Genomic DNA, 18,121 nt, shown 5'->3' on the forward strand with positions numbered 1-18,121 from the left:
TTATAAACTTCACTATTGTCATGGAATATATTTTATCATTACGCAAAGAATTCTCTTTTGACAAAACACTTTGTTATTTGGAATCATCCTTAATGTGGGCAATTGTCACTGTGGTATATGCTGGTTTACTTATCATTCTAGGAAATCATTATTTTGGGGGGTAGAAATTGAGTGAATTAAGATTTTCACTTTAAGTCTCAAAACGCATTGTCTGACATTTAAAGATATATTATGTTTGAATTTGTCATCAAAAAATGCGGTCGAAATTAGTTTTCGAAATCCTAGTTCAAGACTCAGTCTTGGACTTACTTTTTTAAACAGTTTAAAACTGTTTTTTCGCTTGTCTAACTTATGAATTAGTGCATCCACAAAACTAAGGTCTTCAAAATTCTTTCAATTAATGTGCGACTTAAGTCGCACACTAATTGAAAAAGGCGATTGAAAACTAATTTCGATCGCCTTTTTTGATACCACTTTAGACGCAAAGCATTGCGTCTCTACCAGTAAAATTTATATTAAACACTACTTAATTTAGGGCTTAAAACCCTTACAAACTAGCAGTAGTGAGTTGTCCCGAAATAGTAACTGAACCTCTCGAAATACCTCCATTGAAAGTTCCACCATTGTAATACCCACCTATGTTTGTACCTCCATTTTCACCGCCTGAGAAAACGTTATAAGTCGTTCCATTTTTTAAGGTAGGAGAAGAATAGACAAAATAATACGCCGCGCGAGTTGGGATAAACGTAAACAAAGGATTACCACCTGCATCAATCAATGAGAATGGATTTCCTCCTGCATATCCGACGGTAAATTTCAAAAATACGGTCGGCTGAGTTGAACCAGCACTCGTCGCTTTTGCGACAGATGTATTGTTGGGTCCACCAGCAATAAATACTCCGCCAGTAATATTAAATGTACCATTATAATCAAAAGCCACTGTCGTTGATAAGGTTGTTCCTTGTACTACCACGGTACCCCCCGATTGAGCAATGCTACCATTACTATCAATACATTCGCCACCAGAAGAACTTACAATTACGGTTCCGCCTGTGATGCTTAGCAAACTGCCATCGTTAGAAGTACCATCAGTTGTAGTACTTGTGTAAATGCAGTCATCTGTTGAAATCACCGAAATGTATCCTGCATTAATGGTCACTTTAGGAGCCGAAAGACCGTCTACAGAAGTGGTAATATCCACAGAACCGCCATTTACCGTAACCGAAGCCGCTGATTTAATTGCATCATTTGAAGAGGAGATCGTTAAATAGCCTCCGTTGATGGCGATCGAACCCGTCCCAACAAATGCTTTAGCATCGGTTGTTTCAGAGGTGCTATAAGTATATGTAGCACCAGACGTTGTAAGAGTAATTGTTCCACCAGCAACTGTTGACGACCCATCAACAATAATTCCTTTACCACCTACCCCAGTATTACTAATTGAAATCGTTCCATCTTGAATCGCCAAATTGCCTCCGCAACTAATACCAGAAGACGAAACTGTTGCTTTATCTGTGGTATTGTAATAAGATGCCCCTCCTGTCAAAATGGTAAGTTTACCTGCAGTTAGCGTTAAATCACCGCTCGTTTTTATTCCTTTACAACCATTCCCTGAAGTATATAAGGCGACCGTCGAAGTGGATGAATTCATTTTTAGGTAGCTATTACTATTAATTGCCTTCACTTTCTCACCAGAGGCATTTACCGTAAGTGTACCCCCATTAATTTGTACATAAGGTGATATACTTGCATCTGTGCCCGTATAACTTGTCGTAATCCCATCGCTACTAGCCGTAATACTCATGGCTCCTCCCGAAATATTAACATATCCTGCTTCTACTTCGACACCACTTTCAGTCGAAACCAAGGTTAAATTTCCGCCTGTCATTTGAAAATTACTGTAGGCATGAATTGCGTCGGCGGCAGCTTGCGTAACCGAAATAGTTCCTCCTTGAATATTGATATTGCCATCGCTTACAATAGCATGTTTGTAACTAGCATAAATCAAGATACTTCCAGCACCAGTAATATCGAGCTGTCCTTTACTAAAGAATGTTCCTTTTTGATCTTCGGTACTGGTGGCATAATTGGCGCCATCGATTAAACGGTTCATCGTGCCTCCCACTAAAGTAACTGTAGCTTTTTTACTAGACTGAATATTAATCGCAGGGCCATCGGAATTGACCAAGCTTGTACCATTTAGGACTAAATTAAAGGCTGCATCACTGTAAATCTTGAGACTTGCGTTGGTACTTTGTCCAGAAATCACATAGCTAATGGGTGTACTAGTATTGGTAGATTTTACGACAACATCGCCATTTGTTACAGATACCTCTACGCCACTCGCAATATTATTGGTAATGGTTGGAGTTGTGCCATCGTAGTCAATCAGAACAGCATTGGTGATGGTCGTATCTTTGGTATTAGTAGTAATATCTGCTACATTAATGGTAGTATCCGTAACATCACTGGTCGTATTGCAAGCCACTAATGAAAGGCAAAGAAGTAGAGCAGAAAATAGTTTTCCTGCCAATTTTAAATGTTTGTTATTCATAATCTCTCCGTATTGGTGTTTCGTTTCGGACATGTTTTAAGTTTATTAATAATTAAACCGATTTTGATAAATAAAGACCTATACAGAAAGAATGACCCAAATTTTGAAGTAAGCGTTACTCGATTTTCACCTATTTGATGAATGAGTCTAAGCAAAGGCGTTTTTTGTCGACTAAATCCCTGTTTATTGCAATATTCCCCCATAATTGGCGAATCTCTCCCCTATCTCTCGAAATTGTACTTTTTACTTTTGTTATTGTAAAACCTTTAATAAATATGAAAAAAACGATTTGTATAGTTGGAGCACTGGTGGCAGTTGGTTTGCAAGCGTGTAAAAGTGTTCAACAAAGAGGAATTGACCTTACTGTTAAACCTGGGGCTGTTTGGCAAGACACCAATCAGGAAGTAATCAATGCGCATGGTGGCGGGCTCTTGAAACATGGAAAAAACTACTACTGGTATGGCGAAATTCGTGGCAAATCGGCCTCAGAAGGTGTGTCAGTTTATAGCTCCAAAGATTTAATTCATTGGGAAAATAAAGGGGTGGCATTAGCCAAATCTAAGGACACAACCAGTGAGATTGCAGTTGGAGGCTTGATGGAAAGACCCAAAGTGATTTTCAATGAAAAGACCAACAAATATGTGATGTGGTTTCACTTGGAACTACCTCGACAGGGATACAAGGCAGCTCGTGCAGGTATTGCGGTCAGCGATAATCCCATTGGACCATTTACTTATTTAAAAAGCTTCAGACCCAACGGCAATATGTCGAGAGATATGACGCTCTTTGTTGACGATGATGGCTCGGCATATCATATTTATTCTTCTCGTGAAAACTATGATTTGCGAGTAGTAAAACTGACGGCAGACTATTTGGACGTTACCAAAGAAGATACACTGTTATTTAGCAAGCACCGCGAAGCGCCAGCGATTTTCAAAAAAGATGGTAAATATTTTCTTATCACTAGCGGATGCACGGGTTGGGATCCCAATGCGGCAACACTTCATTCGGCAAGTTATATTTTTGGTCCGTGGAAATTAGAAGGCGACCCGATGCGAGGTCCAATGGCCGAAAAAACCTTTGATGGACAATCAACTTATATATTGACGGTGGATTCAAAGAAAAATCAATATATCTTTATGGCCGATCGCTGGAAACCCAAAGACTTGAAAGACAGTCGCTATTTATGGCTTCCTATTTCTTTCGAAAATGGTATCCCTCTTGTTCAGTGGCAAAATGAGTGGAAAATAAAGTAAAATTTGCAGCTAGTTCACAATTCAGTTTTTCACTGAAATCATGTATATAAAACGGGTAAAAATGTCATTGCTAAAAAAAATATTCTTCTGCTTATTGCTATCAAGTTTTCTTATTGGTGGTAGCCTAAAAGCACAAACAGTAAAGGTAATTCCAGTCGGTAAAGCTTGGGCTAATAATTCGGTCAATGCGGTTATTTTTCGTAAAAACTCTTTGGTTAGCTACAAAAACTACCAATTCATTGCCTATTACAACGAAACAGGGAATGTAGTTTTGGGAAAAAGAAAATTAGGCAGCAAAAATTGGGAGCTCAAAACCACCGACCTAAAAGGAAATGTCACAGATGCACATAATTGCATTAGCATTATGGTCGATGGCAAGGGCTATTTGCATATCGCTTGGGATCATCATAATCACCCTTTACACTATGCCAAAAGTAAAAGTCCATTATCTCTAGAATTGGACGCTCCAACCTCAATGACTGGCGAAACAGAAAAGAGTGTCAGCTATCCTGAATTTTACCGAATGCCTAACGGAAATCTGCTATTCTTTTACAGAAATGGGGCATCAGGAAAAGGGAATTTGGTAGTCAAAAGCTATGATATTTCTACCAGTAAATGGTCGATGTTGCATGAAAATCTGATTGATGGCGAAGGTAAAAGAAGTGCTTATTGGCAAGCTTTTGTTGATGCCAAAAGCAATATCCATATCTCTTGGGTGTGGCGTGAAAGTGCCGACGTAGCCAGTAATCACGATATGGCGTATGCTTGTTCAAAAGATGGCGGGAAAACTTGGCAAAAGACTTCAGGAGAAAAATACCAACTTCCTATCAATGCCTCTAATGCAGAATATGCTTGCAAAATCCCACAAAATAGCGAGTTAATCAACCAAACTTCGATGGTTGCCGACCAAGCGGGTAATCCATACATTGCTACCTATTTCAGACCTGAAGGAAGTAATGTGCCACAATATCACCTTATTCATTTTGATGGAAAATGGCATACACAATCGCTCGGATTTAGAACGCAAGCCTTTAGTTTGAGTGGAATGGGTACCAAAAAAATTCCCATTGCCCGTCCGCAATTGGTAGCATGGTCTGCCAAAGGAAAATTGTCTGCAATGGTAGTTTTCAGAGACGAAGAAAGAGGTAGTAAAGCATCCGTAGCGGTAAACTCAGATTTGAATCATACCAAATGGCAAGTGAAAGATTTGACTAATACTTATGTTGGTTCGTGGGAACCGTCTTTTGATACTGAGCTATGGAAAAGTAAACAACAATTACATTTATTTGTTCAGCCTGTAGAACAAGCCGACGGAGAAGGCAAAACCAATACGCCTCCACAATTGGTACAGGTATTTGAGGTGAAGTTGTAAAATAAAAATCGGTTGTTTTCTCTGAAAGAAAGCAACCGATTTGATTATTACCACAAAATCTCTGAAAAACACCTTGTTTCCCTACCTTTCTAGTGGTAATTTTGCTTCGTAATAAAATATCTTGATGAAGTACTTGGGAATTAATATTGACAAAATAACGCCACGTCAGGCTGGTTACGCTCGTAATGCGGTACTAGTGGCGATTGTCTGTATTATGGCTGCCCAAGGTTTGATTATTCATTTACTGGCTTTTTCATTAACGGCCAATGAAGAATTTAACAAAGGGGTAGCGCACACTGAAAGTACCATTGCCAAGACGCAACAAACATGGAAACATGAACTTCAATTGATTCTGGATTACAACCACGAAAAATCTAGTACCGAACAAAAATCTTCCAGACCTACTAGCATTACGATTGCATTTAATCTTTTTGTTGAAAAAGTAGGCATAGACATTCCTAAGCCTAATTATCAATCATTATCAATCGAAAATCACTTTTCCTACAATAATCTCTACCATCACCTTTATCACCAGCGGATTATCCATCCTCCGTGTTTTGTCTAATTTTCTATCTTCTTGGTTTCTTTTGGCTTAGCAAACTATCATAATGGTTTGCCGAAGAATGGTATTGTTAATACCTCAAATACCCCCTAGAAACCACCACAATTTATTGGCTCATTCTTAGGATTGTACTTTCAATCTGTTAAAACCTCAGCTTCATGAATAGCATGAAGTGGTAAAAAGTACATCCTTTTGTAGCCGAATTATTCATTTAAAATAGACATTCAGATGGATTTTCCCATATTTCATTTAGACTTCATGGGCGACAGGCTTCTTATTGCCATTATCGCCGTATTACACGTATTAATCAATCATGGACTTGCCGTTGGGTTTATCCCTTTGGTAACATGGATAGAATATCTAGGTTTCAAAAAGGGTGGTAAAAACGCCATCGTAAACAACGAATGGGATCAATTGGCGCACCGTCTTATGACGGTTGCCTTTATCATTACCACCACCATAGGCGCCATGACTGGTGTTGGGATTTGGTTTGCCTCTTCATTGGTCAACCCTGCCTCTATTGGCTCACTTATCAGAGTTTTCTATGGTGCTTGGTTCGTGGAGTGGACTGTCTTTGTAACAGAAGTAGTCTTAATATTACTGTATTATCTTTCTTGGAAGCGTTCTTTGGTAAGTATTGAAGCCAAAGCCAAACATATCAAACTAGGAGCAGCACTTAGTATTTTCTCATGGATAACGATGTCTATCATTGTGTCTATTCTGGGTTTTATGATGGACACAGGAAGCTGGGTCGAAAACAAAACCTTCATTGCTGGATTCACCAATCCGATCTATATTCCTCAGTTAGCCTTTAGAACACCTTTGGCAGCATTGATGGCTGGAGCAATCGGCTTGTTTTTAACCAAATTATTTACAAAAAACGGCTCATCATTTCAGCAAGATTCTTCCAAAAAGATTGCTTTATGGATGTTATTGATGCTTCCATTTACCTTGGCTGGCGCTTTGGCGTATTACTTCAAAATTCCAGAACTGATGATTGGAAACTTGCCAGTAGCTGTAGGCACAATGGATTTTCAATCATGGTATGATTTATTGGTAAAATTCATTATTGGTGCGCTAACCACAGTATTATTAATTGCTGGAACAGTCTATTTCAAACCCAAACTCAAAATTCCAACCATTGTGTATATCCTACCTGTAATAGGTATGCTTGGCTTTGCGGGGATTTTTGAACGTATCCGCGAGTTTATCCGAAAACCTTATGTGATAGGCAATTATATGTACTCTAATACTTTGAGAAAAGAAGACTATCCGCTTTTCAAAAGAGATGGGGTCTTGGCTCACGCTACCTATTCACCTGTCAAAGAGGTTACAGAGGATAACAAACTACTGGCAGGTGAACAAGTTTTTATGCTTTCTTGTAGTCGCTGCCATACCACTCATGGAATCAACTCTGTGGTAGACAAATTCGAAAACATGTATAGTTTAAAAGCAGGAGAAAAATTGAACGGAGACTTGATGAAAAACTATATCAAGCATATCGAAAATGCAAGATATTTTATGCCTCCTTTCCCTGGCAATGAGGCTGAACTTGACGCATTGGTTGAGTACATCAAACATCTTCAAGAAGATGGAACTCCTATTGACAATCCAGTAACCTCGATGCGCTAATAATGTTATCATGCAAAATAAAATTGTATGATAACGATTTAGTCGATAAGCTGTAGGCATTAGGTAAAAGTGTTTCTATTGGATCGTAAGAAATACTCATCAACTTTTGTCTACAGCTTATTACTGGTAACATTAATTCAATTTTTTATTCATTTAGCTTTCAATAATCATGTTTAATCATATTTTGCTTCAAACACCAGTTCCTCGCGATTTACCTTTGGATTTACCCCTACCAAAGGAGGTTTTAATTGTACTGCTGGTATTTTCATTTTTATTACATATCCTATTTGTCAATTTGATGGTAGGCGGTAGTATCCTCACACTTTGGAGTCAGATAAAAGGTCTAAAAGACAAGGATTATGATACATTGGCGCATGAAATTGCTGAGACCATTACCGTAAACAAAAGCTTAGCAGTTGTATTAGGCGTAGCGCCATTGCTGAGTATCAACGCTTTATATACCGTCTATTTTTACTCAGCTAATGCGCTGACAGGTATCTTTTGGATTTCGGTAATTCCCTTGGTAACGGTGGCATTCTTATTGACTTACGCGCACAAGTATAGCTGGAAGGTTCTGGAAAATAATAAATCTCTGCACATCTCTATAATGGGATTATCAGTAGCCATTTTTCTTTTTATTCCACTTATCTTTTTGGTAAATATCAATTTGATGCTTTTCCCAGAAAAATGGAACACCATCGAGGGCTTTGCTCACGCTTTGACATTACCTAATGTATTTCCAAGATATTTTCACTTCTTGTTGGCTTCGTTGGGTACTACTGGTCTCTTTATTTTCTGGTATTTTGGTCGAAAAAGCTATGATTTTGAAAGTCACTTCACCACACTCACACGCTATGAAATTCGTAAAAAGGCTTATTCTTTAACCTTTGGCGCTTCAGCAGCACAGTTTATAATTGGTCCAGTAGTGTTACTGACCTTGCCCACCAAAGGTTTTAGTTGGCATTTAATTTTTACCATTGGTACAGGCGTCATCTTCGCTTTGCCAGCCATGTATTGGATTTGGAAAGGTATTACTGGAAAGGCAGAAGATATTGCGAATAATTTCTGGAAAGTAGCCCTCACACTTGGTCTGACGATTACTTTCATGGGCTCAGGACGACATATTTATCGTGCAACGGCGTTAGCGCCACACCAAAAATTAGTAGAAGCGAAGACGATTGCTTATGAGAAAGAGGTCAAAAAAGCCACAGAAGAAATGAAAAACGCTCCTGCCGAAAAACCAGCTTCTGATAGTCCTGGAGAGACAATTTTTCAAGCAAAATGTAGCGCTTGTCATGCCATGGATGTAAAAGTGGTGGGTCCTCCAATCAAGGAAATGGTCAGTATTTATAAAAACGATGCCAAAGGATTACACGATTGGATTTTAAAGCCAGGCAAAAAACGCCCTGATTATCCACAAATGCCTGCTTTGGGATTGAGTGAGCAGGAAATCAACGACGTCGCCAACTATATTTTGGAACAAAAGTAGTCTGTTTTTTGGAGAAAACTTCCTAAAAAAATGCGGGCAAAATCTAATAAATTTTGTCCGCATACTTACTCAAAATCATTTTTCATATAGAAGCTGTTTAAACTTTTCAAAAAGCATATTTTATTGATTAATTCTTCATCTTACTTTTTGTCTTGATACAAAAAGTAACAAAAAAATCAAGAATTTATAAACTCGCTTCGCTCAAACAGTATAAATTCATTGCTTACGCGAGCAAGTTTATGAAAGTTTAAACAGCTTCATAATCATCTTACCAATATGATACTCGCATTATCAGTAGGCATAGCAGCCGTGACGCTTGCCATTTTATATACCATGTTTGAGATACAAATTAATATTACTTCTCTCGAAAAAATGGATAACATTCTTTCGAAGCGACTAAAGGCTTTTATACATGAAAAAGAAAAAGCCTAATTCAAAACATCTTAAAAGGTCATTTGGGGCATTGGTTTTATTATTGATACTACTAGCGTCAATGATTTTTGTCCTTATTGTCGCACTGAAAGCTTCCTAAAGCTCATTGAGTGATTTAGTGATGGAGCGAATGAGTGATTATTTATCTCCATTCCGCTCGTAGAGACGCAATGATTGCGTCTCCATGAGGTGTAATTTTGAAATATAGTATCAAAGAAGGCGGTTGAAAAACTAATTTCAACCGCCTTTTAAATGTTAAAAACCTTGATGATATTCTGCATTAATACTTGCTTATTAGATTTTTTCAGAAACCAATCTTTTCATCAGATCCGTAGGAATACTAGGTAATTTTGTTTATTGAATTTTATTTTGCAGGAATACAGATATTAGACGCAAAGCATTGCGTCTCTACTAGTAAAATACCTATTAAAAATAATCACTAAATCGCTCAATCACCATTCACTCAATCAAGTCTCTACTCTAAAATCAATTTCTGTGAAACACGATCCTTATTCGATTGAAACCAGACCAGATATACTCCCCGATTCAAGTCGGCCGTTGAGACTTTGGTAGATTCTCTAAATGAGCTTTCGAAAACAACATTACCCAGCATATCTACCAACTTCACATCAATTTCTCCTTGTAAAGTACTTTTTAAGGTTACAACATCCTTCGCTGGATTGGGAAACGCCAACAAACTCTGATTGATTTCTCCTTCAAAACCAAGTGGCATAGCTAGGGCTACTTTCAGTTGGGTATAATTGGTACAGCTATTACCACCCCATGCTCGAACGGTATAGGTTCCGTTGTATGCAGCAGTAACATTCTCAATGATTGGTTTTGCATTGGTTGAAGTAAATTGATTAGGCCCTTGCCAGAGATAATTTACCCCACCTGACGCAGATAGAGTCAAAGTATGATTGATAATGTCTTCATTGAAAGTTGCCTCTATTTTTGGGGATGGTTTTACCAACAAAACTGTTTTGGTAGTGTTCGTACAACCGTTATCGTCAGTTACTTTAACTAGGTATGTCCCCGAATTTTCGGTTTGAGATTTACTAAATACAATCGAACTGTTAGAAGAAGAAAATCCATTTGGTCCTGACCACTGGTAAGTACTTCCGCCTCGAACGCTTATCTGAGCTGGTTCACCTGCACAGGTGGTATCGCCCATTGCAGATACCGCTGGCAAGCTGGCAATTTTTCCAGTCAGTGTATCTTTTGACAACAAACCTGTAGTTATTCCTCGTAAACTTACCTGAAAAATACCTGTGCCAAATCTTTGTGATAAATCTGTAATGCGATAAGTTTGAGTACCTATTAATTCCTGTTTAATCGGCTTGATGGTTTGAGAAGCACCATTTGCCAATTTTACCTGCATGACAAAACTTTCGGCATTCGTTATCTCTCCAAAAACTTTGGCTTCCAATTTAATCGAATCACTCGCACATACCGTTTGAATTCCTGAAGACTGGAATTTAATAATTGGAATTACATTAACTGTTGTATTTGATGGCAAACTCGAACAACCACTATTTTCACAAATAGCTGAGTAGGTTGTGGTCACCGTTGGATTTACCATCAACGTGGCAGAAGTAGACGTTTTTTGTTGAGAACCTTCTACCTTATTTGACCAACTCCAAGTAACTTGAGAACAGCCTTGGGCCGTTAATTGAACTTGCTGTCCATACTCTATCGAAGGACTTTGAGCAGTCAATTTAGGTTGGTTGGGCGCTCCAGCACAAGTATTATATCTAATCAAAAAATTTGGATATTGAAACCAAATATTCCCTTTTACATCCGCCAGCATCTTACTCAGTCCAGTGGTATTTAATACGATATTACCAGTTTTTGACCATGTTTGATCCGCATATTTAAAGATATTGCCACTATCATAAACGTAAATATTGCGTTGAGCATCTTCGGCGATATAGGTAGGTTTCAGAAATGAAGCATAGTTCTGAATTTCCCAAGCACCCTCCGAATATCTTAGGACTCTCCCATTTTGCAACACCCATAACACTCCTTTGCTATCCATAAAAGTTTGATTGATGGCACTTGAAAGTTGTGGTAATTCTGCCTTGGTAAAAGTCTTTATTTGCTTGCTCGCTAAATCATATTGCCAAAGTTCTCTACTTTGTGAATTGTATTTATACACCTCCACCCACATGCTACTTTGGCTCCAAGCAGGTGTCTGGAAATACACATTTGACTCGGTGCTTTTGTAGGTAAATAGCGTTTTTAAACTATCTTTTTCAATTTTTCCAAAAACAGAAGCCCCTTTCACATCCGAATATCCATAAAACAACTGATTTGCATAGTCGAACTTCGAAGGGGAAATATTATCGGGATTTGACAGCTCTACAGAAGATAACATCTTTCCTGCTACAGGATCCAACTTTCGTAAGGCGTACACCAAAGAGCTACTTGGTAAAAGTCTTTTTCCTAATAGTTGAATCGTTTTGATAGTCGGGTCGCCTCCTGAAAGGGACAAACCATAATTTTGATTTCCAATCGCCCCAGTTGTATTGGCATGGTCAAAGGTTTTGACCTGTAAATTATTGATTTGAATCGTAAAAATTCCTCTGGCATTTTGTGCCACAATTTCATTCTCACGAATCTCGACCGCATTGATAGAATTCGCCAAATCAGGATTATTATCTTTGCCAAAATACGCTACCTGTGCACCCTGAGAAAGCCCTTTGTACACAAAACTTGTTTTGGTCGTCGAAACAACGCCACTTGGTATATTCAACAAATATTCGGGTTCATTGTATAGCTCCTCTACCTTAACAAAATAGGTCTGGTTGCTCTGTAGCGAATCCAACCAAAATGAATAGGTATAAGTTGATTTAGCCGCAATATTTTGAGCACTTTTCGTGCATAAAATCTTTTTGAAACTTGAATCTGTCGCAATAGTCAATTTAATCACTGACTGATTATTGATATAATTACCCGAATATTCCAACACTTTCAGTGCCGAACTTTCTGTCAGATAATTAGTAGAAATATAGTTATTGGGATTACTCACCAATACATATTGTACTTCTGACCAAGCACTTTTGGTAGTTCCTACCACCGAACGAACACGCCATTTGAGCTGATTGGCATAATAATTCATTTTGGTCAAAACCGAAGTACTTGAAGAACTTGTCTGAAAAATAGGGTTTTTAAAATCCGTATCTGAAAGTGCCGCTACCTGCACTTCATAAGCAGAAGCATTAGGAACCGCAGTATAAGTAAGCGTAAAATTGGTCGATAGATTGGCAGTTGATGTTAAAGGATATTTTGCAAATGGTGGCAATACGGCTTCGGTTGGTACATTCCAAACAGCATTGCTCCACTCAGAGCAGCCGATACTGTTACATGCTTTGATGCGCAAATAATTTTGTCCCATTCGTAAAAGAGCCGAGCTCCACACACTTTTATTAACAGTATCCGTTTTTTGTACAGTCGAAAAATTTGCGGATAACGCCGTTTGAACAATATAATAATCTGCTGTAACTACAGGTTTCCAGTCGATGACAGCATGGCTTTGAAAGTTGTAATTAGCAGATAATAAAGGACTTTCTGGTTTGGCAGTCGCTGAAGGAAGATTATCCTTGGCATATTGCTGAATTACTGAGCGACAGAGTTCATGAAAAGTGGAAAGTCTTGGACCGCAATAACTCATAATCGTACCCGCCGTAGTGTTCAGTGCGCCATCATAGCATGAGCCTTCTGAGGGAGTACAATAATCCAAAGGTCCTTCGGGCCATTCACAACTTTGGGTGTGCGGAACCCCAAAAGTATGCGCCAACTCATGCGCCACCGTTCCGAGCCCAGCCTGCCCCCATGGCACCACACATTCGGTACCACCCAAATAGGCAATCCCAGCAGCGCCCTGCAAGCTTTTTGAAGTGATGAATAACGCCTTGTCAAATTGATAAGCTATGGCTTTAAATTCGTCTTGGTAGTTCCAAGTAGAATTGAATAAACCCAGCAAATCATAAATATTGCGATTGCCTCGATATGGGTCTTTCTGAGCGTCTTTCCAGATATGGATAACGGTAGGAACTAGCCGAACATTCATCTCTTTTTCATAGACCTTTGATACCTGCGAGATGGCATTTAGCACTTCTCTTTTGATATAAACTGAATCTGAGTCAAACTTTTCAAAAGTTTCAGAGTCAATCTCTATCGCAAGGCGACAAATCCAAGGACCACTTTGAGTAGTTCGGGAAGCTTTGGAAGCTAGTATAAATTTTTGGGCATTTCTTACTCTACTTAGGGCATCAGCAGACATTTGAGAGTCATTTACTCCACAAGTGGGAGTCTCCTGAGTTTGTTGGGCAAATAAGAAAGGCGCAAACAATAGCAAATAAACAATGAGCGGTAGTTTATTCATAATTGTATTACCTCGACGGATTAAGTTAATTCTGACTATGCCATTGCGTTATGGCATTGTGATTCTAGTATTGGCGGATGCTGGAATGTCCAGATTTCGTCAAACTAACTTAAAGTAGTGTAGAATGGGAAAGTCAAACTTTGTCCCAAGCAAATCGAGGTATTTTAGATACAGACAGAAATTTTGTTGCAGAAAATTTCTAGTGCTTATATCCAGTCATGACCAGAACCTGTGCTCGGCGGGCTAAAGGTTTGGATTCCTGTTGACAATACAATTAGGGTAAATTTTCCTATGCGGGGAGAAATTTTCCATACTTGTAATGTTGTTTTCAAATTAGAAAAAAGCCGTTTGCGTTACGTATATTTTCTAGAGTAAAAAACCCGCATTTTTTATGCCAAAAATCCATGCACCAACCAAATAGGTCTATTATTCTTGGATAACTACAAAATAATTAAATCGTAACGCTCATATTTCGGATAACAAAATAGTTCGTCTCTGTAAAATATTCTTCATTTAGCTGAATTGGCTTATTTACCAAGTTTTTGGACATAAAAAAAGTCGGTATTTTTAGCAATACCGACTGTGTGTTTTACTTCATCAATTTCCAAAGCCTTTTGGCTATTATTTCGTAGCCTTTATCGGAAGGATGCAAGCCATCATAAGTCATCGCAATGGACTCGACAGGATATGGATATTCGTCCTTTTCAGGATTAAAAGGCACATCGATAAAATCTGGGAACGGATAATTTTTGTATTCCCCCGTTTGAGGATCCTTGAGTCTTTTGAAATTTACGAGGGTTTTATGTGCTATTTTTTTCTCATGATACAAATCCAGCGATTTGTATCCCTCCTTTTTCGCAATAGTTTTAACAGCCTCCGCAAAAGCTTCCAGTTGTTGGTTGTTTTTGGAACGATATGAGCCAAAAGCATTATTTTTTGGGTTCGCGATATACACAAAGTCAACTCTTTGCATCGGCGTAATCAAGACTACTTTTGCTTCAGGATTTAGCTTTTTCAAGTAATCTATAATAATTCGGTAAGCGCCAAAGAAGGTATTATAACCTGTGTTATTTTCATAGTCTTGTATCGAGCCAAGAGGCTTCCCTTGCCACCAGTCGTTGGTACCTAAAAAAACGGTGTAAACATCCGCTTTTACGATGTTCAAGGTTTCTATTTTCTCCGCAATCTTCACGGCAGTCCAGCCATTATGACCTTGATTGATACAATTGAGTTCAGGATGTTCATGAGTAATAAGAGTCATATATCCCTTTGTAATGCGATTGCCTGTCTGCTCGGGATGATCGTTGAGATAAGTAATCGAATCACCGATAGCCACCCACTGACGTTTTTCGGGCGCAAAGGACATTAAAATAAAAATGAGGAATAAGAGAGGTAAGAGTTTTGTTTTCATAATAATCGTTTTTGTCTAAAAGCGAAAAGTCTTATTTATCTAACCAAAAACATCATACGTATATCTGTTAACGAAAGGACTTCTAAAAGGATAAGGCTTATTGACTTTGGTTAATAAAATCCAAAATTACTCCAAACATGCGGTTATATTCTATAATCGTTGGATAGACGCCATAATATTTATTTATATTGCATTTATATAATCGTTGTGTGCAACCCAATGACGACACCCGAACAATAACGACAGACTTTAAAAATGACCAATAATGGATTTCTATACAATCATAGGACTAATAATATGCGGACTTTTATTTTACTTTTGGTTCAAGAGTGAACAGAAAAAGAAAGAAGAACTTCTTGAACAAATAAGACAAAAACAAATACGAGATGAAGAAATAAGAAAGGGACATTATGATTATATCATGCAAAGAATTGAGAAAATTAGACTTGGTACAGCAGAATTTTCTCGTTATCTTGAAAATGAAAGTGGTTATTTCAATAATTATCGTCTTGTTTCATGGTGCGACAATTATTCATATTTAGTTAATGGAATAAAATCATGTCCTTTTGAATTCATTAGACTTAATGATAACGATGTTGAAATTATTAAAAGATTCATCTATTTTGACACAAATAAATCAACATTAAGAACAGAATTTAATAAAAAATTCATTCCAAACGAACTTCAACAATATAAGAAATTTTTTAAAAATGTTGAAAAACATGGACTTGACAAAGACCAACAAATTGCAGTTGTAACTGATGAAGACAACAACATTGTAATAGCAGGAGCAGGTTCTGGTAAAACAACAACTATCGTAGGAAAAGTAAATTATGTAATTGATAAGTATAAAGTTTCACCAAAAGAAATATTACTTATTTCATTTACCAACAAATCTGCTTCAACGCTTGCAGAACGCATTAATTTTGAAGGTATTGAAGTAAAAACATTTCATAAATTTGGTATTGATGTTGTAACTGCTGTTGAAAAAAAGAAACCAAGTATATTTGATGAACAACAATTCAAGCAACTTTTGACAAAGTTCTTCAAAGAACAAACAGAAAATGAAGGTTATTTACAAAAAGTAACAACTTACTTTACTCACTTTCTCAAACCTGAAATCCCTCAAGATAACTTTGAAAACCAAGGAAAATATTTCCAATATCTTAAAGACCAAAATTTTAAATCATATAAGACAAAAGAGATTTATCACAACGGAAAATACACACTTAAAATGGAAGTTGTCAAGAGCATTGAAGAATGTAAAATAGCCAACTTTCTTTTATTTAATGGTGTAAATTATGAGTACGAATTGCCCTACAAATACGATACAGCAACACAAGCATTTAAACAATATAGACCAGATTTCACTATCAATCCAAAATCTGATACAGTCTATCTTGAACATTTTGCTTTAAATAAAAATGGCGACGTTCCACATTTTTTTGCTGACTCAAAAAAAAGGCAAACAATTGAACAAGCAACAAAAATATATAATGATGGAATTGAATGGAAAAGAAATTTACATCATTCAAATAGCACATCTTTAATTGAAACATACAGTCATGAAATGTTTGATGGCATTTTATTTGAAAATCTTACTAAACGACTTTCAGAAAATGGAGTACAACTTTTTCCTAAAACACCAGAAGAAATTTGGAAGATTATTTCAGAATCAGCAAAAGATGAAGTGAATAGTTTTATTACACTATTCCAGACATTTATAACGCTTATGAAATCTAATAATTATAAAATTATTGACATCATTAAAAAAAATAAAAGTGTAAAAGATGAATTTCAACAAAAAAGGAATGCTCTATTTATAGAAATAATTACCCCTATTTTTGACAAATATGAGCTTTACTTAAAAGAAAGGGGAGAAATTGATTTTAGTGATATGATAAATAAAGCTTCAATATATATAGCTAATAAAAAGTTTTCAAAGAAATTTAGTTACGTGATTATTGACGAATTTCAAGATATATCAATCGGTCGCTATCAACTTTTGAGAGCAATTAAGCAAGTAAATCCATCATGTAAATTATTTTGCGTTGGAGATGATTGGCAATCAATTTATCGTTTTAGCGGTAGTGATATTGCATTATTTAAGAACTTTGAAAATTATTTTGGACATACAGTAAAATCAAAAATTGAAACAACTTATCGTTTTCATAACCCTTTAATAAATTTATCAAGTGAATTTATATTAAAAAATCCAAATCAAGCACCCAAAGAGTTGAAAAGTACAAGCCTTTCCAAGTCCACAAAACACAAAATTGTATATTCAAATAGTGATAATCAAGACGATACATTTGCATTAAGTCAAATATTAGATGAAATACTTGAAACAAACGACTATTTAAAAAAAGACATTTACATTTTAGGCAGATACTCTTTTGACATAGACAGAATTAAAAACGCCACTAAAATATTTCAAATAGATATTGAAAATGGGATAATCCAATATTCACAGACAAACGAAGACGGAGAAACTAAAACAATAAAGGCACATTTTATGACAGTTCACAAAGCAAAAGGGCTTGAAGCAGAAATAGTAATTGTAATAAATTGCAATTCAGGTAAACATGGTTTTCCTTCTGAAATGTCGGATGATGCCGTTTTAAACTTACTTTTAAGTGAAGCAGACCAATTTGAGAATGGAGAAGAAAGGCGATTGTTTTATGTTGCTATGACAAGGGCAAAAGAAATGGTTTACTTCATCGCTGATAGTTCATATAAATCAAAATTCATAGCCGAACTTGAAATTGAGAGTGGCGATAGTACATTAAAAAAATGCCCAAAATGTATTACGGCTGACTTGGTAAAACGAAGTGGGATAAAAAATGACAAACCTTGGGCTTTTTATGGCTGTACAAATTTTATGTATGGTTGTACTCATCAGGAATGGGTGTAAAAAAGAATTAACGACCGAAAAAATGGGCTGCACACAATAGCTAAGGTTTCGTGGTGGCTGAAAGCCAAACCATGAAACCAATGTTGAACTTAAGCTCTGGTAGCGGTCGGCT

The 18,121-nt window shown here is 37.0% G+C and carries 11 protein-coding genes; 8 read left to right on the top strand and 3 right to left on the bottom strand.

Going from position 1 to position 18,121, the window contains the following annotated elements:
• Positions 1-20: 20 nt before the first annotated feature.
• The gene (locus tag GVN22_RS23715; protein WP_166553491.1) at positions 21-164 is read left to right on the top strand and encodes a hypothetical protein; all 144 of its coding nucleotides are present in this window, start codon (positions 21-23) and stop codon (positions 162-164) included.
• Positions 165-547: 383 nt separating this feature from the next.
• Here GVN22_RS23715 and GVN22_RS23720 read toward each other — a convergent pair whose 3' ends face one another.
• Complete coding sequence (locus GVN22_RS23720; RefSeq protein ID WP_166553492.1) at positions 548-2,587, bottom strand: carbohydrate-binding domain-containing protein; 2,040 nt, start codon at positions 2,585-2,587, stop codon at positions 548-550.
• A gap of 242 nt (positions 2,588-2,829) precedes the next feature.
• Between GVN22_RS23720 and GVN22_RS23725 the strand changes: the two genes are divergently transcribed.
• The 6 genes from GVN22_RS23725 to GVN22_RS23750 all read left to right on the top strand — a co-directional run bounded on the left by GVN22_RS23725 (position 2,830) and on the right by GVN22_RS23750 (position 9,297).
• Positions 2,830-3,810, top strand: coding sequence for a glycoside hydrolase family 43 protein (locus GVN22_RS23725; protein WP_166553493.1), 981 nt, complete (start codon positions 2,830-2,832; stop codon positions 3,808-3,810).
• A gap of 61 nt (positions 3,811-3,871) precedes the next feature.
• The gene (locus tag GVN22_RS23730) at positions 3,872-5,182 is read left to right on the top strand and encodes a BNR repeat-containing protein (RefSeq protein WP_166553494.1); all 1,311 of its coding nucleotides are present in this window, start codon (positions 3,872-3,874) and stop codon (positions 5,180-5,182) included.
• A 121-nt stretch (positions 5,183-5,303) separates the two neighbouring features.
• Entirely contained in the window at positions 5,304-5,747 is a 444-nt protein-coding gene (locus GVN22_RS23735; RefSeq protein ID WP_166553495.1) for a hypothetical protein, read from the top strand.
• A gap of 225 nt (positions 5,748-5,972) precedes the next feature.
• Positions 5,973-7,376 (top strand): cytochrome c, encoded by a 1,404-nt coding sequence (locus tag GVN22_RS23740; RefSeq protein ID WP_166553496.1) that lies wholly within the window; start codon positions 5,973-5,975, stop codon positions 7,374-7,376.
• A 169-nt stretch (positions 7,377-7,545) separates the two neighbouring features.
• The gene (locus GVN22_RS23745; protein WP_240915755.1) at positions 7,546-8,865 is read left to right on the top strand and encodes a cytochrome c; all 1,320 of its coding nucleotides are present in this window, start codon (positions 7,546-7,548) and stop codon (positions 8,863-8,865) included.
• A 276-nt stretch (positions 8,866-9,141) separates the two neighbouring features.
• Entirely contained in the window at positions 9,142-9,297 is a 156-nt protein-coding gene (locus tag GVN22_RS23750; protein ID WP_166553497.1) for a hypothetical protein, read from the top strand.
• Between the two features lie 475 nt (positions 9,298-9,772).
• Here GVN22_RS23750 and GVN22_RS23755 read toward each other — a convergent pair whose 3' ends face one another.
• A complete protein-coding gene (locus GVN22_RS23755; protein WP_166553498.1) occupies positions 9,773-13,684 on the bottom strand; it encodes a zinc-dependent metalloprotease in 3,912 nt (1,303 codons plus the stop codon).
• Positions 13,685-14,273: 589 nt separating this feature from the next.
• The gene (locus GVN22_RS23760) at positions 14,274-15,095 is read right to left on the bottom strand and encodes an SGNH/GDSL hydrolase family protein (RefSeq protein WP_166553499.1); all 822 of its coding nucleotides are present in this window, start codon (positions 15,093-15,095) and stop codon (positions 14,274-14,276) included.
• Between the two features lie 265 nt (positions 15,096-15,360).
• On the opposite strand from GVN22_RS23760, the gene GVN22_RS23765 reads away from it, so the two are divergent.
• Positions 15,361-18,009 carry a UvrD-helicase domain-containing protein gene (locus tag GVN22_RS23765; protein ID WP_166553500.1) on the top strand — a complete coding sequence of 883 codons (2,649 nt, stop codon included), beginning with the start codon at positions 15,361-15,363 and terminating at the stop codon, positions 18,007-18,009.
• Positions 18,010-18,121 lie beyond the last annotated feature (112 nt).

This window comes from Cellulophaga sp. BC115SP (assembly GCF_009905545.1).
GTDB classification, from domain to species: Bacteria; Bacteroidota; Bacteroidia; order Cytophagales; family Spirosomataceae; genus Flectobacillus; species Flectobacillus rivi.